At 75.3% G+C, this 22,564-nt stretch carries 25 protein-coding genes; 15 read left to right on the top strand and 10 right to left on the bottom strand.

Translation table 11 applies throughout. The annotated features are described in order from the left end of the window. Nucleotides 1–162: 162 nt before the first annotated feature. Nucleotides 163–1,392: an MFS transporter gene (locus ACI799_RS19160; protein WP_456589712.1), complete on the top strand. Its 1,230-nt coding sequence runs from the start codon at nucleotides 163–165 to the stop codon at nucleotides 1,390–1,392. A gap of 257 nt (nucleotides 1,393–1,649) precedes the next feature. Here ACI799_RS19160 and ACI799_RS19165 read toward each other — a convergent pair whose 3' ends face one another. Together ACI799_RS19165 and ACI799_RS19170 are read right to left on the bottom strand one after the other, a co-directional pair. Beyond that, a complete protein-coding gene (locus ACI799_RS19165) occupies nucleotides 1,650–2,483 on the bottom strand; it encodes an ABC transporter permease (RefSeq protein ID WP_456589713.1) in 834 nt (277 codons plus the stop codon). Then, complete coding sequence (locus ACI799_RS19170) at nucleotides 2,480–3,469, bottom strand: ATP-binding cassette domain-containing protein (RefSeq protein ID WP_456613708.1); 990 nt, start codon at nucleotides 3,467–3,469, stop codon at nucleotides 2,480–2,482. Before ACI799_RS19170 ends, ACI799_RS19165 begins: the two co-directional genes overlap by 4 nt. A gap of 235 nt (nucleotides 3,470–3,704) precedes the next feature. Between ACI799_RS19170 and ACI799_RS19175 the strand changes: the two genes are divergently transcribed. Continuing rightward, nucleotides 3,705–4,844, top strand: coding sequence for a globin domain-containing protein (locus ACI799_RS19175; RefSeq protein WP_456613709.1), 1,140 nt, complete (start codon nucleotides 3,705–3,707; stop codon nucleotides 4,842–4,844). Further along, on the top strand, nucleotides 4,841–5,614 hold the full coding sequence (locus ACI799_RS19180; protein ID WP_456589716.1) for a DivIVA domain-containing protein: 774 nt from the start codon (nucleotides 4,841–4,843) through the stop codon (nucleotides 5,612–5,614). The genes ACI799_RS19175 and ACI799_RS19180 overlap by 4 nt, the downstream gene beginning before the upstream one ends. A gap of 40 nt (nucleotides 5,615–5,654) precedes the next feature. On the opposite strand, the gene ACI799_RS19185 is transcribed toward ACI799_RS19180, so the two are convergent. Further along, nucleotides 5,655–6,548, bottom strand: a complete 894-nt coding sequence (locus ACI799_RS19185) for an ATP-grasp fold amidoligase family protein (protein WP_456613710.1) — start codon at nucleotides 6,546–6,548, stop codon at nucleotides 5,655–5,657. A 206-nt stretch (nucleotides 6,549–6,754) separates the two neighbouring features. Between ACI799_RS19185 and ACI799_RS19190 the strand changes: the two genes are divergently transcribed. After that, nucleotides 6,755–7,840 (top strand): glycosyltransferase family protein, encoded by a 1,086-nt coding sequence (locus ACI799_RS19190; RefSeq protein WP_456613711.1) that lies wholly within the window; start codon nucleotides 6,755–6,757, stop codon nucleotides 7,838–7,840. Here ACI799_RS19190 and ACI799_RS19195 read toward each other — a convergent pair. Next, entirely contained in the window at nucleotides 7,837–8,400 is a 564-nt protein-coding gene (locus tag ACI799_RS19195) for a sugar O-acetyltransferase (protein WP_456589719.1), read from the bottom strand. The two genes, ACI799_RS19190 and ACI799_RS19195, sit on opposite strands and share 4 nt — an antisense overlap. Nucleotides 8,401–8,466: 66 nt before the next feature. Here ACI799_RS19195 and ACI799_RS19200 point away from each other — a divergent pair, with 66 nt between their 5' ends. From ACI799_RS19200 to ACI799_RS19225, 6 genes are all read left to right on the top strand, one after another. Continuing rightward, nucleotides 8,467–9,081, top strand: a complete 615-nt coding sequence (locus tag ACI799_RS19200; protein ID WP_456589720.1) for a DUF4178 domain-containing protein — start codon at nucleotides 8,467–8,469, stop codon at nucleotides 9,079–9,081. Next, a complete protein-coding gene (locus tag ACI799_RS19205) occupies nucleotides 9,078–9,587 on the top strand; it encodes a DUF2617 family protein (protein ID WP_456589721.1) in 510 nt (169 codons plus the stop codon). The genes ACI799_RS19200 and ACI799_RS19205 overlap by 4 nt, the downstream gene beginning before the upstream one ends. A 5-nt stretch (nucleotides 9,588–9,592) precedes the next feature. Further along, nucleotides 9,593–9,991, top strand: a complete 399-nt coding sequence (locus ACI799_RS19210) for a DUF4247 domain-containing protein (protein ID WP_456589772.1) — start codon at nucleotides 9,593–9,595, stop codon at nucleotides 9,989–9,991. A gap of 49 nt (nucleotides 9,992–10,040) precedes the next feature. Continuing rightward, on the top strand, nucleotides 10,041–10,505 hold the full coding sequence (locus ACI799_RS19215; RefSeq protein WP_456613712.1) for a DUF350 domain-containing protein: 465 nt from the start codon (nucleotides 10,041–10,043) through the stop codon (nucleotides 10,503–10,505). Nucleotides 10,506–10,509: 4 nt separating this feature from the next. Beyond that, nucleotides 10,510–12,087 carry a polyamine aminopropyltransferase gene (locus tag ACI799_RS19220; protein WP_456589723.1) on the top strand — a complete coding sequence of 526 codons (1,578 nt, stop codon included), beginning with the start codon at nucleotides 10,510–10,512 and terminating at the stop codon, nucleotides 12,085–12,087. 126 nt (nucleotides 12,088–12,213) lie between these two features. After that, complete coding sequence (locus ACI799_RS19225; protein WP_456600349.1) at nucleotides 12,214–13,842, top strand: peptide chain release factor 3; 1,629 nt, start codon at nucleotides 12,214–12,216, stop codon at nucleotides 13,840–13,842. 10 nt (nucleotides 13,843–13,852) lie between these two features. Here the strand turns inward: ACI799_RS19225 and ACI799_RS19230 are convergent, their stop codons facing one another. Beyond that, on the bottom strand, nucleotides 13,853–14,725 hold the full coding sequence (locus ACI799_RS19230; RefSeq protein ID WP_456613713.1) for an alpha/beta fold hydrolase: 873 nt from the start codon (nucleotides 14,723–14,725) through the stop codon (nucleotides 13,853–13,855). A gap of 184 nt (nucleotides 14,726–14,909) precedes the next feature. Between ACI799_RS19230 and ACI799_RS19235 the strand changes: the two genes are divergently transcribed. The 3 genes from ACI799_RS19235 (at nucleotide 14,910) to ACI799_RS19245 (ending at nucleotide 16,632) form a co-directional block, all read left to right on the top strand. Beyond that, on the top strand, nucleotides 14,910–15,383 hold the full coding sequence (locus ACI799_RS19235; RefSeq protein WP_456589726.1) for a hypothetical protein: 474 nt from the start codon (nucleotides 14,910–14,912) through the stop codon (nucleotides 15,381–15,383). Nucleotides 15,384–15,455: 72 nt separating this feature from the next. Further along, nucleotides 15,456–16,220, top strand: coding sequence for an SDR family oxidoreductase (locus ACI799_RS19240; RefSeq protein ID WP_456589727.1), 765 nt, complete (start codon nucleotides 15,456–15,458; stop codon nucleotides 16,218–16,220). A gap of 49 nt (nucleotides 16,221–16,269) precedes the next feature. Continuing rightward, a complete protein-coding gene (locus tag ACI799_RS19245) occupies nucleotides 16,270–16,632 on the top strand; it encodes a DUF1330 domain-containing protein (protein WP_456589728.1) in 363 nt (120 codons plus the stop codon). 12 nt (nucleotides 16,633–16,644) lie between these two features. On the opposite strand, the gene ACI799_RS19250 is transcribed toward ACI799_RS19245, so the two are convergent. Genes ACI799_RS19250 through ACI799_RS19265 form a run of 4 tightly spaced genes read right to left on the bottom strand, consistent with a single transcriptional unit; the run spans nucleotide 16,645 to nucleotide 20,190 of the window. Next, nucleotides 16,645–18,291 (bottom strand): thiamine pyrophosphate-binding protein, encoded by a 1,647-nt coding sequence (locus tag ACI799_RS19250; RefSeq protein ID WP_456613714.1) that lies wholly within the window; start codon nucleotides 18,289–18,291, stop codon nucleotides 16,645–16,647. Next, nucleotides 18,288–19,064: a cyclase family protein gene (locus ACI799_RS19255; RefSeq protein WP_456613715.1), complete on the bottom strand. Its 777-nt coding sequence runs from the start codon at nucleotides 19,062–19,064 to the stop codon at nucleotides 18,288–18,290. The genes ACI799_RS19250 and ACI799_RS19255 overlap by 4 nt, the downstream gene beginning before the upstream one ends. Nucleotides 19,065–19,123: 59 nt before the next feature. Further along, nucleotides 19,124–19,306, bottom strand: a complete 183-nt coding sequence (locus ACI799_RS19260) for a PspC domain-containing protein (RefSeq protein WP_456589731.1) — start codon at nucleotides 19,304–19,306, stop codon at nucleotides 19,124–19,126. A gap of 50 nt (nucleotides 19,307–19,356) precedes the next feature. Continuing rightward, nucleotides 19,357–20,190, bottom strand: coding sequence for an alpha/beta fold hydrolase (locus ACI799_RS19265; RefSeq protein ID WP_456600354.1), 834 nt, complete (start codon nucleotides 20,188–20,190; stop codon nucleotides 19,357–19,359). A 104-nt stretch (nucleotides 20,191–20,294) separates the two neighbouring features. Here ACI799_RS19265 and ACI799_RS19270 point away from each other — a divergent pair, with 104 nt between their 5' ends. Then, nucleotides 20,295–20,489 carry a hypothetical protein gene (locus ACI799_RS19270; RefSeq protein WP_456600355.1) on the top strand — a complete coding sequence of 65 codons (195 nt, stop codon included), beginning with the start codon at nucleotides 20,295–20,297 and terminating at the stop codon, nucleotides 20,487–20,489. A 7-nt stretch (nucleotides 20,490–20,496) separates the two neighbouring features. On the opposite strand, the gene ACI799_RS19275 is transcribed toward ACI799_RS19270, so the two are convergent. Next, a complete protein-coding gene (locus tag ACI799_RS19275; RefSeq protein ID WP_456613716.1) occupies nucleotides 20,497–21,855 on the bottom strand; it encodes an alpha-amylase family protein in 1,359 nt (452 codons plus the stop codon). Between the two features lie 258 nt (nucleotides 21,856–22,113). Between ACI799_RS19275 and ACI799_RS19280 the strand changes: the two genes are divergently transcribed. After that, on the top strand, nucleotides 22,114–22,317 hold the full coding sequence (locus ACI799_RS19280) for a cold-shock protein (RefSeq protein ID WP_236826100.1): 204 nt from the start codon (nucleotides 22,114–22,116) through the stop codon (nucleotides 22,315–22,317). Nucleotides 22,318–22,564: the final 247 nt, after the last annotated feature.

Below are 22,564 nucleotides of genomic sequence, written 5' to 3' on the forward strand. Positions count from 1 at the left end.
CCCCCCCCCCCCCCCCCCCCCCCCCCCCCCCCCCCCCCGCCCCCCCCCCCCCCCCCCCCCCCCCCCCCCCCCCCCCCCCCCCCCCCCCCCCCCCCCCCCCCCCCCCCCCCCCCCGGGTGTCTCGTGCGTGTCGGGCCACCGCACGTGCGACGATCGCCTCTCGTGCGGGTGGGGACACGGGGCGAGCTGCCCCGCGAGGTCAGGGTCCTGGCGGTCATCGCCTTCGTCGTGGCGCTCGGCTTCGGCATCGTCGCCCCGGCGATCCCCCTGTTCGCCCGCAACTTCGGGGTCGGGACCACCGCCGTCGGGCTGGCGGTCAGCGCCTTCGCGTTCTTCCGCTTCGTCTCCGCCTTCAGCGGCGGCACCCTGGTCGAGCGGTTCGGCGAGCGGCTCGTGCTCGCCTCCGGGCTGGTGGTCGTCGCCGTCACCACCGGTCTCGCCGGGCTGGCCGGGTCCTTCCCGCTCTTCCTCGGGCTGCGGGCCGCCGGCGGGATCGGCAGCGCCATGTTCACCGTCGCGGCGCTCTCGCTGCTGCTGCGGGTGGCCCCGCCGTCGCACCGCGGGCGGGCCGCGGCCACCTGGCAGGGCGGCTTCATCCTCGGCGGCATCGCCGGGCCGGCCGCCGGCGGGCTGCTGGCGGAGCTCTCCCCCCGGCTGCCGTTCTTCCTCTACGCCGGGTTCCTGCTGGTGGCCGGTGCGGTGGGCGTCGCGCTGCTGCGCACCGCCGAGCCCGACCCGGCCGCGCCCCCGGCGGGTGACGCCGCCGGCCCCGACCTCGACGCCGGCCCGGTCCGGCTGGGCAGCGCGCTGCGCTCGCGGGTCTACCTGGCCGCGCTGCTGGCCAACTTCGGCGTCGGCTGGGTGCTGTTCGGCGTCCGCAACTCCCTGGTACCGCTCTACGTCACCGAGGAGCTGGGCCGGACCGTGGCCTGGGCGGGGGCCGGGCTGCTCGTCGGCTCGGTCGCGCAGGCGCTCGGCCTGCTCCGATCCGGCCGACTGGTGGACGGCTGGGGACGCCGGCCTTCGCTGATCGTGGGCGCGGCGCTGGCGACGGCGGCCATGGCGGTGCTGGTCCTGCCGCCCGTCCTCTGGGCCTTCCTGCTGTCCATGGCCGTCTTCGGGCTCGCCGCCTCGCTGCTCGCCAGCGCCCCGGCGGCCCTGGTCGGCGACCTGAGCGCCGGGCGGGGCGGCCGGGTCGTCGCGGTGTTCCAGATGTCGGCGGACCTGGGTGCCATCGCCGGGCCCCTGATCGCCGGCTGGCTCACCGACGTGGCCGGATTCCAGGTGGCGTTCGGCGTGAGCACCGCGGTGCTCGCGGCCGGGCTCCTCGGTGGGCTGGCCATCCCGAGGACCGCGCCCGCCCCGGCGCCGGCGGCGACGCCGGCCGCCTGACCCCGGATCCCGACGGCGGTGAGGACGAGCCGTTGATCCACCCCGGCCGCTTCGTCGCCGAGGTTCACCGGTTGCCGGCAGGCGCCGTCCGCTCCGCGCCTCCCGGCCCGGTGATCTCAGCATGACTCGTGCCCTGCCCACTCCTGTGGGCAGGGCACGAGTGATGCAGAGGGCACCTGCCCGAGCTCCCGGGCCGGGCTCACGAGCACCGGCGTGGACGGCGGGAACCGGGCGGGGTCGTCGGCGGGAACCGGGCGTCAGCGGCTGCGGTACAGCCGGGTGGTCAGCGGGAGGAAGACCGCGGCCAGCGCGGCGGCCACCGCCAGCGAGACGCCGATCGCGACGCCGTCCGGCGTGCCGTCCATCAGCGAGCGGCACGCCGTGGCCAGCACCGAGATCGGGTTGACGTCGACGAACGCCTGCAGCGGCCCGGGCAGGGTGGCCGGGTCGACGAACACGTTGGAGAGGAACGTCAGCGGGAAGATGCTCATGAACCCGGCGTTCATCACGGCGTTCGGGCTGCGCATCAGCAGGCCGAGCACCGAGAAGGCCCACGACAGCCCGAACGAGAAGACCACCACCAGGGCCAGCGCCGCCACGGCCCCCGCCACCCCCGCGTCCGGGCGGTAACCCAGCAGCACGCCGACGACGATGATCACCGTGCCCGCCACGACGTACCGGACGCTGTCCCCGAGCAGCGAGCCCAGCAGCGGCGCCGGCCGCCAGATCGGCAGCGACCGGAAGCGGTCGACGACGCCCTTGGTGAGGTCGGTGTTGAGCGAGACGCCGGAGTAGACCGTCGTGAAGAGCACCGACATGACCAGCAGGCCGGGCAGCGTGTAGTCCAGGTAGGCGCTGGTGGAGCCCGCGATGGCGCCGCCGAAGAGGTACGTGAACATCAGCAGGAACATCACCGGGGTCACGGTCACGTCGAGCAGCTGCTCGGGGACGTGCTTGACCTTGAGCATCCCCCGCCAGCCGAACGTGAGGGCCGCCGACAGCGGTCCGGGCCGCGGGGGCCGCTCGCGGCCGGCGATCGCCCGGCGGACGGCCGCGGCGTCGGCGTCGGTGGTCGTGGTCGCCGTGCTCATGACGTCCGCTCCTCGAGGGTCGGTGCCGCTCCGGGTGGGTCCTCGGCGCCGCGGCCGGTCAGGGCGAGGAAGACCTCGTCCAGGCTGGGCTGGTCGAGGGAGAAGTGGGCGATGCCGATGCCGGTCCGCGCCAGCTCGGCCACGCCGGCGGCGGCCCGGGCGGAGTCGGGGCAGGTGGCCGACAGCGCCGCCGGGTCCGGCTCCAGGGCGACCGAGCCGAGCGCGCTCTCGAGGACCGCGGCCGCCTCGGCGCGCCGGGCCGGGTCGAGCAGCCGCACGTGCAGAGCCCCGGTGCCGACCGACGCCTTCAGCTGGGCCGGGGTCCCCTCGGCGATCACCCGCCCCCGGTCGATCACCGCGATCCCGTCGGCGAGCTGGTCGGCCTCCTCCAGGTACTGCGTGCAGAGCAGGATCGTGGTCCCCTCGGCCACGAGCGCGCGGGCGATCTCCCACACCTGGTTGCGTGACCGCGGGTCCAGCCCGGTGGTCGGCTCGTCGAGGAACATCAGCCGCGGGGTGACCACGATGCTGGCCGCGATGTCCAGCCGGCGCCGCATCCCCCCGGAGTAGTGCTTCACCAGCTTGCCCGCGGCCGCGGCGATGCCGAAGGCCTCCAGCAGCTCGTCGGCCCGCGCCCGGGCCCCGGGGCGGGACAGCCCGAGGAGCCGGCCGAGCAGCACCAGGTTCTCCCGCCCGGTCAGCTCCTCGTCGACCGACGCGAGCTGCCCGGTCAGGCTCACCTGCGCGCGCACCGCGTCGGCCTCCGCGACGACGTCGTACCCGAGCACCCGGGCGCTGCCCGAGTCGGGGCGGACGAGCGTGGCCAGCATCCGGATGGTGGTCGTCTTTCCCGCCCCGTTGGGCCCCAGGACGCCGTAGATGCTCCCGGCCGGCACGGCGAGGTCCAGCCCGCCCACCGCCTGGGTCTCCCCGTAGGTCTTGACCAGCGCCGTCGCCTCCACGGCCAGCGGTGCGTGCTGCGGCATGGGTACCTCACCCTGGGTCGGTGTCGTCGTGGTGCAGACGGACTCTCCCCGGATATCTCATCGGCGGCGAACGACTTTTCCGCGGCCCCGCCGGCCGGCGGGCAGAAACCTCGCCGGTGCCCGTGTGACGCCGCGTGCACCGGGGAAGGGGACGGCGGAGCGCGCAGGCGTCGTCGCGCACCGGAGCCGATGCCGCGCCAGGTAGCCGGCCGGACCCCGCCGCGAGGAGGCACGCATGGACATCGCCGCGATGCGGGCGAGCTTCGCCAAGGCGGCGGCGACCGGCGACGAGGCACCGCTGTACTTCTACTCGCACCTGTTCCTGAGCCACCCCGAGACGCGGGCGATGTTCCCGGTGTCCATGGCCCACCAGCGCGACCGGTTCTTCCGCGCGCTTGGCGAGGTGGTGTCGCACGTCGACGACCTCGACGCGCTGGTCCCGATCCTCAAGCAGCTCGGCCACGACCACCGCAAGTTCGGCACGCTGCCGGCGCACTACCCCGCGGTGATGCCCAGCCTGCTCGCGACGCTCGAGCACTTCGACGACGAGTGGGACGAGCACCGCGCCCGCACCTGGACCGAGGCCTACGAGCTCGTCGCCTCGGTGATGATCCAGGGCGCCGAGGAGTCCGGCGACCAGCCGGCCACCTGGCGGGCCGAGGTCGTGTCCCACGAGCGCCGCGCCATCGACGTGGCGGTGCTCCAGGTGCGGCCCGAGGTGCCGGTCAACTACCTGGCCGGCCAGTCGCTGTCCCTGGAGATCGACCGCCGGCCGCGGCTGTGGCGGTACTACTCCCCCGCCAACGCCCCCCGGGACGACGGCACCCTGGAGCTGCACGTGAAGGCCCGCCCCGGCGGACCGGTCAGCACCGCGCTCGTCCGCAGCACCGAGGAGGGCGACCTGCTGCGGCTGGGCCCCCCGCTGGGCGACCTCACGCTGGCCGGCGACTCCGACCGCGACCTCCTGCTCGTCGCCGGCGGCATGGGGCTGGCGCCGCTGAAGGCCCTGGTCGACCAGGTGGCCCGGCAGGGGCCCGCCCGCCGGGTGGACCTGTTCGTCGGCGCCCGCACCGAGGACCAGCTCCACGACCGCGCCGCCCTGGACGAGCTGCGGGCGGCCCACCCGTGGCTCGGCGTGACCTACGCGGTGTCCGACGACGACCTGTCGGGCCTGGAGCAGGGGGACGTCGGTGACGTCGTCCTCCGGCACGGTCCGTGGCTCAGCCGGGAGGTGTTCGTGGCCGGCCCGGCGCCCATGGTGGAGGCGACCGTCAGCGGCCTCCTGCAGCACGGCGTGCCGCGGGAACGGGTGCGCAGCGAGGTGTTCGCCCCCAGCCGACCGGGGCCCAGTGCCGAGGGGAAGGTGACCGAATGACCACCACCGAGACGTCCGGGACCGGAGGGAACGCTCGGCGGCTCACGCCCGAGCAGATCCGGGGGGCGCGGTTCGCCGCGGGCACGATGCTGCACCCGGGGTACGACCAGGGGCAGGTCGACCGCTTCCAGGAGCTGGTGGCCGCGGAGGTGAGCACCCTGGTCGGCGAGCGGGAGCGGCTGCACAGGCAGGTGGCGGAGCTGCAGCAGCGCCTGGACGGCATCACCGTGCCCGAGCCCCCCAGCGAGCAGGCGGTCCGCATCCTCGCCAGCGCCCAGCAGACGGCGGACGAGTACGTCGCCGAGGCGGAGGACTTCAGCCGGCAGATGACCGCCGAGGCCCGCGACCAGTACGAGGAGCAGCTACGGCTGGCGCGCGAGAACGCCGGCGCGATCATGCAGGCGGCGCAGGAGGCGGCCGCCCGGCTCACCGGGGGCCCCACCGGGGACGGCGGCGGCGACGCCGCCGGGCAGCGGACCGCCGCCGAGCTCGAGGAGCAGGTGGCGTTCCTCAGGGCGTTCGCCCAGGCCTGCCGGGCGCAGCTGCGGGCCTACCTGGAGGCCCTGCTCACCGACGTCGAGACCGAGTGGGGCCGCGTCGACCCGGCGCTGGCCCCGGAGGCGCTCGCCGCCGCGGAGCCGGGCCGGCGACCGGGCCCCGCGCCGCAGCGCACCGCCTTCCACTCCAACAGCGCCGGGAGCACGGCGCGGTCGGAGGAGGACGCCGAGAGCCGGACGGCGCCCGCGGGCGCCCCCGCCTCCGGCTCCTGACCCGCCACTGCCCGGCCGGCGGGCCGCCCGCGGTGCGCGGTCACGGCGCGGGCGACGTGCCGCGGCGGCTCCTCCGGGGCGCACGGACGGCCGCTCGCGGCGGCAGGTCCCAGCAGGCGCCCAGCGCCCGGTCCACCACGGGGTGCAGCCGGTCCAGCCCGCCGCCGGGGTACGGGGTCAGCTCGCCGAACCAGAGCTCGCCGTCGACGTCGTAGAGGTCCACGCGCACGAAGTCGAACTCCCGGCCGAGCGCCTCCGCCACCGCCCGCATCGCCGGGTAGCTCGCCGGCGGCGGGTCGGCCGGTCCCAGGGTCATCCCCGGGTCGACGAACGGCAACGGCGACCACTCCGCGGTGTAGAGCCGGCGCCGATGCCCAGCGCTGAACCGGCCGGTGTCCACCTGCACCAGCCGCACCCGGCCACCGAACACCAGCAGCTTGTGGTCGGCGGGCGGGACGCCGGGGCGCCCGAGGAACTCCTCGACGAGCAGCAGGCGCCGGGCCCGGCTGTACACCCACTCCCCGCGGGTGGGGAACAGCGGCTCGTCCAGCCAGCCCGCGGTGGCCTCCCGCAGGGCAGCGACGTCGGGCCGTCCGGAGGCCAGCCGCACCCGCATGGTCCCGTGGTTGGGCTTGAGCACCCAGTGCTCGGGCAGCGGCACCCCGGCCAGGTCGGCGACGTCCGTGCCCGCCCAGAGGACGCGCGGCACCCGCACCTCCGGGCAGACGCGGGCCGCGTACGCCTTCATCGCCAGCTTGTCGCCGAGCTGCGCGATCAGCGGGCGGCGGTCGTGGACCACCCGCCAGTTCAGCTTCTCGGTGAAGGTGCGCGGCGGGCGGCGGGGGAACCGGCCGTGCGCCTCCCGGAAGAGCAGCGCCCGCTTCGCCGGCAACGGCAGCCTGCGGAACACCTCCCGGGGCAGCCTGTCCAGCACCCGACGCACCGCCCCTCGACCCGCCGCGCTCCGCCCGGCTCCCGGCTGCCCAGTCTGCCGAGCCGCCCGCGCCCCGGCGCCCTAGGGTCGGGGGTCGTGCGCACCGCAGGAGCCCCCCGCTGAACCCCGTCCCCCCAGCCGCACCGGCCACCCGGGTCGGGTTCGTCGCGAAGGACCCCTGGCACCCTGCGATCCGCCGCGAGCAGATGATCGCCCGGGAGCTGGTCCGCCGGGGCGGCGACGTCCGCTTCGTCCAGGCCCCGGCGGACGCCCACCGGGTGCGCACCGACCCGGGGAACTGGTGGCGGCACCTGCGCGCGGCGCGGTTCGCCGAGGTCTGCGACGGCGTCACCGTGACCGAGCGGTCCACGGTCCTGCCCGGCTCCCGGGGAGCCCTGTCCGAGCGGGTGGACGCCGCGCTCCTGCGCGCCTTCCTCCGCCGCTCGGGCTGGGCCGAGGACGTCACCGTCCTCATGCTGCCGTGGGACTGGCGGGCCACCCGCGGCCTCGGTGGCCGCGTGGTCTTCGACTGCACCGACGACTGGGCCCGGCTCCTCCCGCACGCCCGCAACGTCCCGGCCCAGCTGCGCCGGATCGCCGACGAGGCCGACGAGATCGTCGTGGTGAACCCGGTCCTCGCCGGGCTGTTCCCGGGGCGGCGCCCGGTCGTCGTGCCGAACGGCACCGACGAGGCGCTGCTGACCGCACCACGCTCCGCCCCCCGCGCGGAGCGGCACGCCGTCTACGTGGGCAGCATCGCGGAGCGCTTCGACGTCGAGCTGGTCCGGGCCGTGCTCACCGCGCTGCCCGACTGGACCCTCGCCGTGCACGGCCAGCTGGTGTTCCCCGAGCGCTCGGCCCCGGCCCGCGCCCGCTTCCTCGCGCTCGAGGGCGAGTTCCCCGGGCGCTTCACCTACCGAGGGCTGACGCCCCGCGACCGGCTGCCGGCCGTGCTGGACGCCGCCCGCGTCGCCTTGGTCCCCGACGTCGCGGCGCGGGCGCTGGGGCAGTCGTCGATGAAGACCTACGACTACTCCGCCCGGGGCCTGCCCGTGGTGGCCACCGCCGGGCACCTCGAGCACTCCGGGGAGGTGCCGCCGCACACGGCGGTCGTCTCCGGCGCCGACGAGATGGTCGAGGCGCTCCGCGCGGCCGCCACGGAACCACCGGGCCGGGCCGACGAGCGCCGGGCCTGGGCGGCGGGGCGCACCTGGGCCCGCCGGACCGACGACTGGCTGACCGCGGTGACCGGCCGGCCGGCCGGCACGGTCTCCCCGCCGGTTCCGGTCTAGGGCCGCTCCGCGCCGAGCGAGCGGACGACGCGCGCGGGGTTCCCGACGGCCACCACGTCCGGTGGCAGGTCACGGGTGACCACCGAGCCCGCTCCCACGACCGTGCGCGCGCCGACTGTGACGCCCGGCAGCACGATCACGCCACCGCCGAGCCAGACGTCGTCGCCCAGGGTGATCGGCGCCCCCTGCTGCCAGCCGGCCCGGCGGAGCCCGGCGTCCACGGGGTGGCCGGCGGTCAGCAGCTGGACCCCCGGGCCGAGCTGCACGTGGTTCCCGAGGGTGATGGGCCCGACGTCGAGGAAGACCCCGCCCCAGTTGACGAAGCAGAACGCGCCGACGGAGATGCGGTAGCCGTAGTCGCAGCGGAAGTCCGAGCGGATCGTCGTGCCGCCGCCCACCGACCCCAGCAGCTCGGTGAGCAGGGTGTGCCGGGTCACGCCGTCGGACTCGGCGTTGTAGCGGGCCAGCAGAGCCGCCGCCCGCCGGCCGTCGGTGGCGAGGTCGGGGTCGTCGGGCCGGTAGGGCCGGCCCGACAGCATCCGGTCCTTCATCCCGCCCATGCCCGCCACGCTAGCCAGCCCGCCGCGATAGGTTCGACCGGTCCGTACCGAGCCTGGAGGCCCGCGATGCCCGATGTCCTGCTCGTCCTCCTGGTCGTGGTCCTCGTGGCGCTCGCCGCGCTCGCCGTGGTGGTCCTCGTGCTGCGCCGGCGGAACCTCGCCCGGGCCGCCGCACCGCGGCCCCGCGTCGACCCCCTGGCCGACGAGCCCGACGTCTACGACCCGCACGCCATCGGCGTCGGTGACGTGATCACGTACGCGGGCGTCGACCACGTGGTCCGCGGCACGATCGTCCTCGAGGAGGGCGGGATGACCTGGCGCGAGCACCTGCTCGACGGGTCGACCGGCCGCCGCTGGCTCACCGTCGAGGACGACGAGGGCGAGCTGGAGATGACGCTGTGGATGCGGCGGGAGGGCACCAACCTCACCCCCGACGGCGACGTGATCCTCGACGACCGGGTGCACCGCCAGATCGAGCGGGGCCGGGCCGCCTACACCGCCGAGGGCACCACCGGCACCCCGCCGAGCGGCACCGTCGAGTACGCCGACTACGCCACGGCGGACAAGACCGGGCTGCTGGCCTTCGAGCGCTGGGCACCCACCCAGTCCTGGGAGGTCTCCACCGGCCGAGCCGTCAGCCGCGGGGAGCTCACCGTCTACCACCGCACCCCCGGCGCATGAGCCTGCACGTGCTGGACGTGGAGCCGCGCGACGTGTCCGCGACGGCGCTCGGCCTGGTGCTCGACGGGCCCCTGGCCGAGCCGCTCGCCCGGCTCCGGCTGGACGACGGTCGGGGTGGCTCCATCACGCTGGGGGTGCTCGGCGCCTCGCACGTGGTCACCGCCGCCGTCCCCGGCTCCCGGCTGACCGAGGAGGTCTCCTGCGACGCCGTCGGCGCCGGCGGCGACCCGCTGCCCCGGAGCACCCGGTCCGGCGGCTACGCGCTCACCTCCTCGGTCACCACCGTGAGCCGGGCCGAGCTGGACGTGAGCGCGCTGCGGCTGCGCGACCGGGCCGGCGCGGACCCGGCGTGGCTCTGCGGCGCCTTCCCCGGGGCGGCCGGCGCCCTGACCGCGCTCACCGCGCGGCCCCTGGCCGGGGGCGGGTGGGCGTGGCGGACCTGGCACCTCTACCCCGCCGGCGACACCGGCGAGGTCGTCACGACACAGACCAGGTGGACGCCGTGAGAAACATGTCCCGGATGGTGGCCCTCGCGTTGGCCGCCGTCCTGCTCCTGAGCAGCTGCGGGACCGGTACCCGCATCCGCGCCTTCCTCGACGACACCTACGAGCGGACCGAGATCGTCGGCAACGCCGCGGTCTACGCCTCGCCCGATCCGGTGGGCACCACGACCGCGGCCATCACCGAGGCCGTCCCCCCGGCGGAACGGCAGGCCGACGGCGGGAACGAGTACCTGCGCTACGACGACGACATCGTGATCGTCAGCCCCGCTGCGGACGGGAGCACCGTGCGCGTCGAGGACCTCGACGAGCGGTACCGCAGCGGCTTCTTCGCCTTCCTCGGGCCGGGCTTCCGGCCGGGCTCCCCCGTCGGCACGGGCGGCAGCGGCGGCCCCGGGGACGCCAAGTGACCCCCGCCCTGCACGTCCCCACTCCCCTCGAGACCAGGAGCGACCTCACGTGAGCACGACCTACCAGGCCGTGCAGTTCGGCCACGTCGACGCCGATCTGCTGATCCAGGGCGTCGTCGGGACGCTGCTGTTCTTCGTCATCGGGGTGGGCGTGCTCGCCCTCGGGTTCCTCGCGCTGGACCTCATCACCCCGGGCAACCTGCGCACGCAGGTCTACCTCGACCACAACCCGAACGCGGCGATCCTGCTCGGCGCCAACCACCTCGCGCTGGCGATCATCGTGGTGACGGCGATCATGACCAGCGCCGACAACCTGGGCCAGGGACTGGTGGACACGGCGGTCTACGGCCTGATCGGCGTGCTGCTGCAGGCCCTGGCGCTCCGGGTGCTGGACGCGGTCATCCCCGCCGACCTGCGCTCCCTGGTGAACCAGCCGCGGATGCGCGGATCGGCCTGGGCGGTCGCCGTCAGCCTGGTCGCGATCGGCGCGGTCAACGCCGCCGCGCTGTCCTGAGGCCGTGACGGCGTCCGCACGGGGCGTGCCGGCGGCAGGGCCGGCCGCGGCGGGCGGCGGAGTGCGCTCGCGCCCCCTGCTGCTGGCGGCCGTCGCGGTCTGCGCGGCGTGCGGGCTGATCTACGAGCTGGTGCTGCTCACGCTGTCGGCGAGCCTCACCGGCGGCGGGATCACCCAGACCTCCCTGATCGTGGCCGGGTTCGTCGCGGCGCTCGGCGCGGGCGCGCTGCTGGTGAAGCCGTTCCTCGGGCACGCCGCCGCGACGTTCGTCGCCGTGGAGATCCTGCTCGGCATCGTGGGTGGGCTGAGCGCGGTGACGCTCTACGTCTCGTTCTCCTTCTACGGGACCAGCAGCGCCGTCCTGGTGACCGGCACCGCCGTGATCGGGGTCCTCGTGGGTGCCGAGGTGCCGCTGCTCATGACGCTGCTGCAGTCCGGGCGCAGCGGCATCGACGCACGCGGTTCGGGCACGCTGCTCGCCGACCTCAACGCCGCCGACTACGCCGGCGCCCTGCTCGGCGGCCTGGCCTGGCCGTTCCTGCTGCTGCCCCTGGCCGGCCAGATCCGGGGCGCGGCCCTGACCGGGGTGCTCAACCTCCTGGCGGCCGCGGTCGTGGCCGCCTTCGTCCTCCGCGGGGAGCTCACCCCCCGTGCCCGCCGTACCGCCACGGCTGCGCTGCTCGCCGCGGCCGCCGTCCTCGGGGTGCTGCTCGTCCGGGCCGGTGACATCGAGACCACCTCCCGGCAGCGGCTCTACGCCGACCCCGTGGTGGCCGCGCAGCGCTCGGACTACCAGGAGATCGTGGTCACCGAGCGCGCCGACGACGTCCGGCTGTACCTGGACGGCGACCTGCAGTTCTCCAGCCGGGACGAGCACCGCTACACCGAGGCGCTCGTCCACCCGGTGCTCGCCCGCGACCCGGAGCGGGTGCTGATCCTCGGCGGCGGGGACGGCCTCGCCGCGCGCGAGGTGCTGCGCCACCCGACCGTCCGCGAGGTCGTGCAGGTGGAGCTCGACCCCGCGGTCGTCGACCTGGCGCGGACCCGGCTGGCCGACCTCAACGCCGGCGCGCTGGACGACCCGCGGGTCGACGTCGTGCTGGACGACGCCTTCCGCTGGCTGCGCTCCCCGGCCGCCGCGGGGTTCGACGCGGTGATCGTGGACATGCCCGACCCGGACACCCCGGTGCTCGGCCGGCTCTACTCGACCGAGTTCTACGGGCTCGTCGGCGCCGCCCTGGCGCCCGGCGGGCTGGTCTCGGTGCAGGCCGGCAGCCCCTACTCGACGCCGACCGCCTTCTGGCGCACCGTCTCGACCCTCGACGCCGCCGGGCTCGCGGCCACGCCGTACCACGTGCACGTGCCGAGCTTCGGCGATTGGGGGTTCGCCCTGGCGCAGCCCGGCGCGACCCCGCCCGGGCTCGCCCTCTCCCCCGGCGCCCCGCCGCTGCGGTTCCTCGACGACGCTGTCCTGGCGGCCTCCGGCGTCTTCCCGGCCGACCGGCGCCCGCAGCACCTGGAGCCCTCCACCCTCGACCGACCGCGGATCGTCGACGACATGCGCAGCGGCTACGTCGGCTGACGCATGTAGCGTTCTTCTCCTGGGCCGCCCTTCCGGGCCGCTCGTCCGGGTCGCCTGCCCGGACCCGCTGGACGCCGCCCGAGGGCCGGCCGCCGCGGACGCAGACCGAACGAGGAGAGTGCCACCGTGGCCGCCGTCACCGACGCAGCCGAACGACACGAGGCCGGCCGGGCCGCACAGTCGGCCCTCGCCGAGGCCACCCGCCGGCGCACGTTCGCCGTGATCAGCCACCCCGACGCCGGCAAGTCCACGCTCACCGAGGCCCTCGCCCTGCACGCCCGCGTCATCGGCCAGGCCGGTGCGGTGCACGGCAAGGCCGGCCGCCGCGGCACGGTGTCGGACTGGATGGACATGGAGAAGGCGCGCGGCATCTCCATCACGTCGGCGGCCCTGCAGTTCGAGTACCGCGACGCGGTGATCAACCTGCTCGACACGCCCGGGCACGCCGACTTCTCCGAGGACACCTACCGGGTGCTCACCGCCGTCGACGCCGCGGTCATGCTCATCGACGCCGCGAAGGGTCTCGAGACCCAGACGATGAAGCTCTTCGCCGTCTGCAAGCACCGCGGCATCCCGATCGTCACCGTGGTCAACAAGTGGGACCGCCCCGGCAAGGACGCCCTCGAGCTCATGGACGAGATCGCCGAGCGGACCGGACTCAGCCCCACGCCGCTCACCTGGCCGGTCGGCATCGCCGGTGACTTCCGCGGCGTGCTCGACCGCGGGGACGGCACCTTCCGCCGCTTCACCCGTACCGCCGGCGGCGCGACGATCGCGCCCGAGGAGCTGCTGAGCGCCGCCGACGCCGCGGCCCAGGAGGGCGACGTCTGGCAGCAGGCGCAGGAGGAGGCCGAGCTGCTCGAGGCCACCGGCGCCGAGCACGACCAGGACTCGTTCCTCTCCGGCGTCACCACGCCGGTGCTGTTCGCCTCCGCGGTCTCCAATTTCGGCGTCGGTGCGCTGCTGGACACGCTGGTCGACCTCGCCCCCGCGCCGTCGGGCCGGCCCGACGCCGAGGGCGTGGTCCGCGGCCTGGACGAGCCGTTCAGCGCCTTCGTCTTCAAGGTGCAGTCGGGCATGGACGCCGCGCACCGCGACCGGCTCGCCTACATCCGCGTCTGCAGCGGGGTGTTCGAACGCGGCATGGTCGTCACCCACGGCCGCACCGGGCGCCCGTTCACCACCAAGTACGCCCAGCACGTGTTCGGCCGGGAGCGGGAGAGCATCGAGACCGCCTACCCCGGTGACGTCGTCGGGCTGGTCAACGCCTCGGCCCTGGGCGTCGGCGACAGCCTGTACGTGGAGCGGCCCGTCACCTTCCCGCCGCTGACCACCTTCGCCCCGGAGCACTTCGCCGTCGTCCGCAGCCAGGACACCGCCAAGCACAAGCAGTTCCGCAAGGGCATCGAGCAGCTGGACTCCGAGGGCGTCGTCCAGGTGCTGCGCTCGGACCGCCGCGGCGACGGATCCCCGGTCCTGGCCGTCGTCGGGCCGATGCAGTTCGAGGTCGCCACCCACCGCATGGAGCACGAGTTCCACGCCCCCGTCGCCCTGGACCGGCTGCCCTACAGCCTGGCCATGCGAACCGACGAGGAGTCCCTTCCGCTGATCGCCTCCTCCGGCGGCGTCGAGGTGGTACGGCGGACCAGCGGCGAGCTGCTGGCGCTGTTCCCCGACAAGTGGGCGCTGCGGATGCTGCAGCAGCGGCACCCGCGGGTGACCCTCGAGCCGCTGGTGGCCGCCCAGCTGGCCTGAGCCCGGCCGCTCACGGCCGGAGCGCGTCGTAGACCTCCTCGGCCCGGTCGAAGACGAAGAAGTGCCCCTCCCCGGGCAGCCAGTGCGCCGAGCAGCGGGGCAGCATCGCGCTGAGCACCTGACCGAGGACGACGGGGACCTGCCAGTCCTGCGTGCCGTGCCACAGGTGCACCTGCTGGCGGACGGCCGACAGCGGGAACCCCCACGGCCGGAACAGCAGGGCCCGGTCCTCGGCCAGCACCGCGCTGCCGTTGCGCAGGCCCTCGGCGAACGTGTCGGCGAGGATGCGCCGGACGGCCGGGCGCCCGATCACCCGCCGGTCGGCCGCGTTGAGCCGCAGCTGCAGGTAGCGCGGGATCGTCCGCGGCCGCAGCCCGACCGGGGCGAGCACCGGGCGCAGCACGGCCGCCAGCCGGGCCGGACGGTGCACGGCCGCCCGCAGCTGCCGCGGAATCCAGCGCGGCCAGGGCCACGGCACGTCCGGCGGGGGTGCGCCGCCGAGGATCCCGACGGCCGACACGCGGTCCCCCAGCGCGTGCGCGCAGGCCAGCGCGTAGGCGGCGCCGCCGGAGAGGCTGAGCACCGCGCACCGCTCGATGCCGAGGTGGTCCAGCAGCTGGGCGACGTCGTCGGGCCAGTCGGCGACCCGGCGGCCGGGGTGCGGGTCCGAGCGCCCGAAGCCGGGACGGTCGGGGACGACGAACCGGACGCCCCACCGCCGGTAGTCCTCCGGGTCCTCGACGTGCCGCTCCAGCCGGGAGCTGGGCGACCCGTGGCAGCCCAGCACCGGCCGTCCCGCGGGGTCGCCGTACTCGGCGTACGCGAGCGTGCGGCCGTCACGGAGCCGGATGCTGCTCTCCCGGAGCTGGGGTGCGCTCTGCATGCCTGCGCCCCTACCCGGGCCGGGCGGATCCCCACCGTCCGGGCCGCCTCGCGCGCCCGCGCGCGAGGCTGGACCCGCCGCACCGCCCGGCTGTCGGTGGCGCGGCGGACCCCATGGGATGTCGGTGCGCACCCCGAACCCCGTGCGGAGGTGTGGCCGTGATCTCCGCGGGTAGCCGTCACGGATGCCAACGTCGAGGGAGCCGTCGGCCGCCAGCCTGATGGGACGGGGGGTGCTCGCCGGCATCGGCGGCACCGTCGTCATGACGGCCTTCCAGGAGTTCGTCGAGATGCCGTTGACCCGGCGGGGCGAGAGCTACGCGCCGGCCGACTTCGCCCAGAAGGTGCTGCCCGTCGACCCGGAGACCGCGCAGGGGCGTCGGCGGCTGAACTGGGTCACGCACTTCTCGCTGGGAGCGATGTGGGGTGCCGCCTACGGCGTCGCCGCGCTCCGGGGAGCCCGTGGCCAGCAAGCGGTGCACGCCGTCTTCGCGGCCGTCTACCCCGGTGACGTGCTGCTCAACTCCGCCCTGGGGCTTTACCACCCCACGCGGTGGTCGAGGCGTGACCTGGTGGTGGACGTGGTGGACAAGTACGTCCAGGCGCAGGCCACCGGGGCGGTCTTCGACCGGCTGCTCGATCCCGCCGGACGGCGCTGAGCCGAGACATTCGTGCGCCCGCGTCCCAGCCGTGCTGGTGCGCCCGGGCGCCCAGCGGATCCAGGAGGCCAGGTGGCCGGCACGGAAACGGCACGACAGCGGGTGGCGATGGTCACCGGGGCGAGCAGCGGGCTGGGGCGGGCGGTGGCGCTCCGGCTGGCGAAGGACGGGTACCGCGTGGCCCTCCTCGCGCGCGACGCCGGTGACCTCTCCGCCGTCGAGCGCGACGTGGAGCGAGCGGGTGGGACGGCTCTGAGTCGTGCGGTGGACCTCGCCGACGCGGCGGAGACCCAGACCGCCGTCGACGAGGTCGTCGCGGCCTGGGGATCGGTGGACGTCCTGGTCAACGCCGCCGGCACCGACGTCCCCGGGACCGTCGAGCAGACGACGGTCGAAGAGTGGGACCGTGTCCTCGCGGTCAACCTGCGCGCCCCCTTCGTGCTGAGCAAGGCCGTCTTCCCGCACCTGCGTGCTGCCGGCGGGGGCACGATCGTGAACATCTCGTCGGTCGCAGGGCTGCGCGGGTGGGCGAACGCGGCTGCCTACTGCTCCTCGAAGTTCGCCCTGACCGGCTTGACGCAGTCGCTGGCCGCCGAGGGGCGGGAGCACGGCATCCGGGCGTGCGTGCTCTACCCCGGCGCGATGGCGACGTCCTGGGGTGCGTGGGATCCGGCGGACCGCCGCACGACCGGCCGCGAGGGCGCGGAGAAGCCGGCCACCGAAGCTCTGCCGGCCGGTCACGTCGCCGACCTCGTCGCGTGGGTGGTCAGCGCCCCGGACCACCTGGTGCTCAACCAGGTCACGGTGACGCCGCTGCACGAGCAGGGCTGGCCGTGACCGCGGCGGCCGGCCACCGGCCACCGGCCGCGCTTGCTAGCTTGCAGGCATGGCGATCGACCCCCGCGGGACGGACCTGAAGCGCTACCTGCAGGAGGACCCCGGCGGGCCCGTCGTGATGCTCAACCTGCTCCGGTTCGCCGAGGGCGGCCGCGAGCTCTACGCGCAGTACGCCGATGCGCTGAACAGCACCTTCCTCCCCCGCTACGGCGGCGAGGTGCTCTACGCCGGCGACGGCTCGACCTCGCTGGTGGCCGAGGACGGGCAGTCCTGGGACGCGGTGCTGCTGGTCCGCTACCCCTCGCGCGAGGCGTTCAGCAAGATGGTGGCCGACCCCGAGTACCAGCGGGTGACGGAGCTACGCACCCGCGCCCTCACCGAGGCCGTGCTGCAGGCCACCACCGCCTGGTAGCCGGATCGTGCCTCAGTGGCCGCGGAACGCCTCCTCCAGCCACCACGACGGCTGCTCGCGGGTCACCTTGGCGTCGACGAGCAGCGGCGCCGTCCGGGGGCCGGCCAGCCAGGTGGCGACCCCCTCGAGGTCGGCGGTCCGCCGCACGGTGAGCGCCGCGTAGCCGTGCCCGCGGGCGATCGCGGCGAAGTCGGTCTCCGGGAAGCGGACGGTGTCCAGCGGGTGCCCGTGCGGGCCGAAGTGGTGCACCTCGGCGCCGTAGCCGGCGTCGTCGTAGACCACCACCACCATCGGCAGGCCCAGCCGGACGACGGTCTCCAGCTCGGCGGCCCCCATGAGCGCGCCGCCGTCGCCGAGCGCCGCCACCGGCAGCCGGTCGGGCCGGGCCAGCGCCGCGCCGATCGCCGTCGCCAGGCCCAGGCCGACGGACTGGAACGCCTGCGTGAAGCAGAAGCCCTGCTCGTCGGGGACGTCGAGGAACATGCTCGGGTAACCCATGAAGTTCCCGGAGTCGACGGCGACCACGCGCTCGGCGGGCAGCAGGTCGTCCAGCGCGACGGTGAGCGTGCGCGGGTCGATCCGCCCGCCGTTCCCGCCGTCGCCGTACGGCTCGTCCCGCCAGCGGCCGCGGGCGGCCACCGCGGCGCGCACCTCCGGCGTCCGGTAGCCGACGGCGACCGGCTCCCCCAGCCGGGCCGCGGCGGCCTCGGCGACGGCGCGCACGTCGCCGACCACGCCGAGGGCGACCGCCCGCTGGACCCCGATCGCGTCGGCGTCGAGGTCGACCTGGACGACGGTCGCGTCGTCGGCGATGAGCCGGCCGTGCCGCATCGTCCACATGTTGAGCTGGCACCCCCAGCCGATGACCAGGTCGGCGCTGGAGATCAGCTCGGCGGCCAGCGGGGTCGCGAACCCGCCGGAGACGTCCAGGTCCCACGCGTTGCCCCGGAACAGGCCCCGGGCCACCGCAGAGGTGGCGAGCAGCGCGCCGCAGCGCTCGGCGAGGGCCTCCAGCGCCGCGCGGGCACCCCGCGCGCCCCGGCCGGCCACGAACACCGGCCGCCGCGCCGCCCGCAGCGCCTCCGCCAGGCGGACCACCTCGGCGTCGGCGGGCACCGCGGGCGGCCGGTGCGGTGCCGGCGGCGCCTCGCCCTCCTCCGCCGCGAGGGACTGGACGTCCAGCGGGAGGTTGAGCACGACCGTGCGCCGCTCCAGCCGGGCGGCGTCCACCGCGGCCGCGGCGCACGCCACCGCGTCCGCCGCCGCGGTCACCCGCATCGGCGCCGCTCCGACGGCCGTGGCCAGGGCGAACTGGTCGACGAAGAAGTTCGACCGCGGCGAGGTGGCCTCGGCGGTGAGCACCACCAGCGGGGTCCGGCTCTTCGCGGCCTCGGTGATGCCGGTGAGCGCGTTGGTGAGCCCGCAGCCCTGATGCAGGCTGAGCACCGCCGGCCGGCCGGTGGTGCGGGCGTACGCGTCGGCCATCGTCGCCGCGCCGCCCTCGTGCCGGGCGGCCACGTACCGGGCCCCGGCGGCGACCATCGCGTTGGTCGCCACGAAGTTGCCCGAGCCGACGACGCCGAAGACCGTGTCGACCCCGCGCGCGACGAGCGTCTCCCCGACGGCCGCCGCGACCGTGCGCCCGGGAACCCGGGTCATCCCCGCTCGACCAGCGCCAGCACCCGCGACGGCGAGCCGGAGCCGGAGACGATCGGCAGGGGGGCCACCACGAGCAGGGCGCCGGTGGGCGGCAGCAGCGCGAGGTTCTGCAGCTGGGTGAGCCCGTACTTCCCGCTGCCCATCAGCGCCGCGTGGCAGGGGAACGGCGGGTCGAAGGAGTGCGCGGCGCCGGCGTCGGTGCCCACGGTCTCCACACCCAGCCCCAGCACCCGCGACTCCTCGGCCAGCCAGCGCGCGCACTCCACGGACAGGCCGGGGGTGTGCGGGCCGGTGTCGTCGGCGTTGAGGAACTCCTGCTGGGAGGCCGACCGGGCGTCCCAGCCGGTGCGGTAGAGCAGCCAGCCGCCCTCGGGCAGCGGCCCGTGCTCGGCCTCCCACGCGCGCACGTGCTCGACCTCGAGCAGGAAGTCGGGGTCCTCGGCCGCCTGCGCGGAGAAGTCGAGGACCACCGCCGGGGCGATCAGCCGGCGGGCGGGCACCGAGGCGACGTCGTCGCCGTCCCGCCCGGTGACCCAGTGGTTGGGCGCGTCGAAATGCGTGCCGGTGTGCTCACCGGTGCGGAAGTTGTTCCAGTACCAGGCCGGGCCCCGGTCGTCGTACCGGCTCAGCTCCTCCAGCTCGAACCTCGCCGTCTGGGCGAACTGCTCGGGCAGCTGGATGACCGGCGTCTCCGCCGACAGGGGCGCGGTGAGGTCGACGACCTCGACCCGCGCGCTGACCAGCGCCTCGGCGAGGCTCGGGAGGATCGGCATGGCGGTCCCTTCGCAGGCGTGCGGAACGGCCGTCAGCCAATCACAGCCGTCGCGGCGCGTCAGCGCTGCTTCGGGATCATGATCCAGAGCCCGATGTAGACGATCTCGCCGACCCCGAAGAGCCCGAAGAGCACGAAGGCGATCCGGACCAGTCCGGTGGAGACGCCGAACCGGTTGGCCAGGGCCGCGCAGACCCCGGCGATCATCTTCTGCGAACGTGGCCTGACCAGCGGTGATGTCATGACGGAAGGCCTACCCGACCCCGGGCGGCCGGACACGTCGGCGAGCACGTTCAGGCCTGCTGGACCAGGCGGAGCACCGCCTCGGCCACGACGTCCGGCCGGTCCGCGGGCACGAAGTGGCTGGCGTCGTCCACCCAGGTGAGGCGCGCGCCGGGGATGTCGTCGGCGAGCCGCTGCCCGTACCGCGACTTCATCTGGTGGTCCTGGCGGCCCCACACCACCTCGGCGGGCATCTCCAGCCGGGGCAGGAACGGGGCCACCGTCTGGGTGTACACCGAGTCCAGCGACCGCAGGTGGCGTGCGAGCTGCGCCGGGCCGCCCGGGCGGGCCCACGGCGCGACGAAGCGGTCGATGAACGGCGTGGCCCGCTGCTGGTGGACGAAGAGCGAGCGCAGCGCCGGGCGCAGCGCGCTCGCGAGCAGCGGCGGCGGGAGGAGCTGGAGGGCGGGCCAGGTGCCCTTCATCGCCCGCACCAGGGGAACCGGCCACCCGTCGTAGCAGACGCCGTTGACCACACCGAGCCCGGCGACCCGGTCGGTGGCGGTGGTCGCCAGGATCTGCGCCACGCCACCGCCCAGGTCGTGGCCGACGACCACCGCCCGGTCCACGCCGAGGGTGTCCAGCAGCCGCAGCAGCCGCGCCGCCTGGGCCGCGAGGTCGACCGGGTGGTCGCCGGAGGGGTCGGAGTCGCCGTAGCCGAGCATGTCGACGGCCAGCACCCGGGCCGAGGCGGACACCTCCGGGACGACGTCCCACCACAGCCGGGAGTTGGTGGGGATGCCGTGGACCAGCAGCACCGCCGGCCCCGAGCTCCCGGCTTCCCAGACCCCCAGCCGGTGATCACCGACCTGCACCGTGCGCGCCGCTCCGATGGGTAGCTCCATGAACGGTCACTGCCCACCTGCCCGTGTCCCTGCACGTGGCCTCGGCCTCGTCCGGTGGTGCCGGTGGTGGCTATCCGGGCGTGCGCGGGGTAGGGATCCCGGCCATGGATGCGATCACCTTCGGCAAGGCCGGCCTCAAGGGCTGGCGGGCGCGCGTGGCCGACACCGTGGCCGGGCCGGTGGCCCAGCGGACGTCGGTCACCGAGGACCAGGTGCGGGCAGCGGTCGGCGCGGTCTTCCTGGCCCTCGCTTCGCTGTACGTGGTGAAGGCGGTGAAGGACCTGGCGACCAGCCGCTGAGCCGGCGTCAGCCGGCCAGCACCGCCCACCCGTGCGCCGGCACCCGCACCCGGGCTCCGTCGGAGCCGGGTGCGGAGACGTCGGCCGCCCCCGACAGCACCGCGCCCGCCCGCGGCGCCGGCAGCTCGGCCGGGCCGTCGGCGACCGAGAGGGCCACGACGAGCCGCTCGCTGCCCGCCACCGCCTCGTAGACGACCGTCTCGTTGGTCAGGTGCAGCGTCCGCGTACGGGCAGCGTGCAGCCAGCGGTGCCGGCGGCGCACGCCGATGAGCTCCTGGTGCAGGTGGTAGACGGGCAGGCCGACCGGTGAGAGCTCGGCCGGCGAGCCCGGGAACGGCGGCCGGACGGCGTCGTCGCCGCCGGCCCGGTCCTCCTTGACACCGCGGAAGGCGTGCTCGTCGCCGGCGTAGACCGAGGGCGTCCCCCCGGTGGTGAGCAGCACGACCAGGGCGTGCGCGAGGTGGCGGTCGTCGCGCAGCCGGCTGGCGATGCGCGTGACGTCGTGGTTGCCGACGAAGGTGTAGGGCACGAAACCCTCGAGGAAGCCGCCGTGCCGGTCCAGCGCCGCATCCAGCTCGAAGAAGTTGCGGTCGTTCAGCGCGCTCCAGATCGCCTTCCACAGCTCGTACTGGGTCACCGAGTCGAGGGTCGACTCGTCGACGAACCGGCGGTAGTCGCCGTGGATGACCTCACCCATGAGGTAGGCCCCGGGATGCCGGGAGCGCACCCGCCCGGCCACCTCCGCCCAGAACGACGTCGGGACGGCGTACGCCGCGTCCAGCCGCCAGCCGTCGGCGCCGCGGTCCAGCCAGTGCGACATCACCTCGGTGACGTGGTCGGCAACGGCCGGCGACCCGTGGTCGAGCGCGACCAGGTGGCGGTGGCCCTCGAAGTCGTCGTGGTCGGGCTCCGTGCCCGGCGTCCACGCCTCCGGGCCGCCGGGCCAGCGCAACCGGAACCACCCCGCTGTGGCCGCGGCCGGACCCTCCGCCAGCACCCGCTGGAACGCCGGGTGGCCCCGGCCCACGTGGTTGAAGACGCCGTCCAGCAGCACCCGCAGGCCGCGGGACCGGCACTCCGCGACCAGGGCGTCGAAGTCGGCGTCGTCGCCGAGCCGGGGGTCGATGCGCAGGTGGTCGGTGGTGTCGTAGCCGTGGGTCTCCGCCGCGAACACCGGTCCCAGGACCAGGCCGGAGACGCCCAGCTGCAGTGCGTGGTCCAGCCAGGGGACCAGCCCGCGCAGCCGGTGGCGCAGCGGCTGGCCGGGTGTGGTCTCCCGCTCCGCCCCGACGAAGCCGAGCGGGTAGACGTGCCACCAGATCGCGTCGTGCACCCAGTCAGGTCCGCGGGTGCCCGGAGGAGTCATGCCGACGATGCTCGCGCATCGGTCCGCGACGTCCGCCGGCCGGGTCGCCCACCGGAGGGGCACCGCCGACCCGGCTGTTCCCGGGAGAGCCGCAGGAGGAGTAGTGTTCTCCTCGGTCGCTGTTGCGCCTCTGCTTTCGTTCTCGAACGTCCGCGGTCGTCTCTGCCTGACGTTCCTCTCGGTCCTGCCGGTCGGTGCGGCGGCCCCGCACCCGGTACGTACCTGTGCGGTCACCTCCCAGCACGGAAGAAGAACGACATGGCTCAGGGCACTGTGAAGTGGTTCAACGCGGAGAAGGGCTTCGGGTTCATCGCCCAGGACGGCGGCGGCGCCGACGTCTTCTGCCACTACTCCGCCATCACCGGGAGCGGCTACAAGTCCCTCGACGAGGGCCAGCAGGTCGAGTTCGACGTGACGCAGGGCCAGAAGGGCCCGCAGGCGGAGAACGTCCGCGCTCTCTGATCGACGCGTGAGGAGGGGGCCGCGGCGCTGCGCCGTGGCCCCCTTCGCATCGGTGCCGGGCGATCCGCGCACCGGCTCCGACGAGGGGCGCCGCAGGCGCCCGTCGACCACGACATCGAGGGAAACCCCATCGCCACACGCTGCGAGGACGTCCATCTCGGTTGCTCCTGCCGGGGGGACGAGACGATCCACGAGGAGAGCTCCCGCGCGCTCCGCGAGGCACGCGCCAGCTCCGAGGGTGCGGTCG

Source organism: Blastococcus sp. SYSU DS0753 (assembly GCF_054051175.1).

What these genes read in the sequence shown, in the direction of transcription:
- ACI799_RS19235 (WP_456589726.1), top strand. Translation starts at nt 14,910, where the DNA reads ATGCCAACGTCGAGGGAGCCGTCGGCCGCCAGCCTGATGGGACGGGGG.
- ACI799_RS19175 (WP_456613709.1), top strand. Translation starts at nt 3,705, where the DNA reads ATGGACATCGCCGCGATGCGGGCGAGCTTCGCCAAGGCGGCGGCGACC.
- ACI799_RS19195 (WP_456589719.1), bottom strand. Translation starts at nt 8,400, where the DNA reads ATGGGCGGGATGAAGGACCGGATGCTGTCGGGCCGGCCCTACCGGCCC.
- ACI799_RS19200 (WP_456589720.1), top strand. Translation starts at nt 8,467, where the DNA reads ATGCCCGATGTCCTGCTCGTCCTCCTGGTCGTGGTCCTCGTGGCGCTC.
- ACI799_RS19270 (WP_456600355.1), top strand. Translation starts at nt 20,295, where the DNA reads ATGGATGCGATCACCTTCGGCAAGGCCGGCCTCAAGGGCTGGCGGGCG.
- ACI799_RS19165 (WP_456589713.1), bottom strand. Translation starts at nt 2,483, where the DNA reads ATGAGCACGGCGACCACGACCACCGACGCCGACGCCGCGGCCGTCCGC.
- ACI799_RS19245 (WP_456589728.1), top strand. Translation starts at nt 16,270, where the DNA reads ATGGCGATCGACCCCCGCGGGACGGACCTGAAGCGCTACCTGCAGGAG.
- ACI799_RS19205 (WP_456589721.1), top strand. Translation starts at nt 9,078, where the DNA reads ATGAGCCTGCACGTGCTGGACGTGGAGCCGCGCGACGTGTCCGCGACG.
- ACI799_RS19250 (WP_456613714.1), bottom strand. Translation starts at nt 18,291, where the DNA reads ATGACCCGGGTTCCCGGGCGCACGGTCGCGGCGGCCGTCGGGGAGACG.
- ACI799_RS19255 (WP_456613715.1), bottom strand. Translation starts at nt 19,064, where the DNA reads ATGCCGATCCTCCCGAGCCTCGCCGAGGCGCTGGTCAGCGCGCGGGTC.
- ACI799_RS19275 (WP_456613716.1), bottom strand. Translation starts at nt 21,855, where the DNA reads ATGACTCCTCCGGGCACCCGCGGACCTGACTGGGTGCACGACGCGATC.
- ACI799_RS19260 (WP_456589731.1), bottom strand. Translation starts at nt 19,306, where the DNA reads ATGACATCACCGCTGGTCAGGCCACGTTCGCAGAAGATGATCGCCGGG.
- ACI799_RS19190 (WP_456613711.1), top strand. Translation starts at nt 6,755, where the DNA reads ATGATCGCCCGGGAGCTGGTCCGCCGGGGCGGCGACGTCCGCTTCGTC.
- ACI799_RS19210 (WP_456589772.1), top strand. Translation starts at nt 9,593, where the DNA reads ATGTCCCGGATGGTGGCCCTCGCGTTGGCCGCCGTCCTGCTCCTGAGC.
- ACI799_RS19265 (WP_456600354.1), bottom strand. Translation starts at nt 20,190, where the DNA reads ATGGAGCTACCCATCGGAGCGGCGCGCACGGTGCAGGTCGGTGATCAC.
- ACI799_RS19280 (WP_236826100.1), top strand. Translation starts at nt 22,114, where the DNA reads ATGGCTCAGGGCACTGTGAAGTGGTTCAACGCGGAGAAGGGCTTCGGG.
- ACI799_RS19230 (WP_456613713.1), bottom strand. Translation starts at nt 14,725, where the DNA reads ATGCAGAGCGCACCCCAGCTCCGGGAGAGCAGCATCCGGCTCCGTGAC.
- ACI799_RS19180 (WP_456589716.1), top strand. Translation starts at nt 4,841, where the DNA reads ATGACCACCACCGAGACGTCCGGGACCGGAGGGAACGCTCGGCGGCTC.
- ACI799_RS19170 (WP_456613708.1), bottom strand. Translation starts at nt 3,469, where the DNA reads ATGCCGCAGCACGCACCGCTGGCCGTGGAGGCGACGGCGCTGGTCAAG.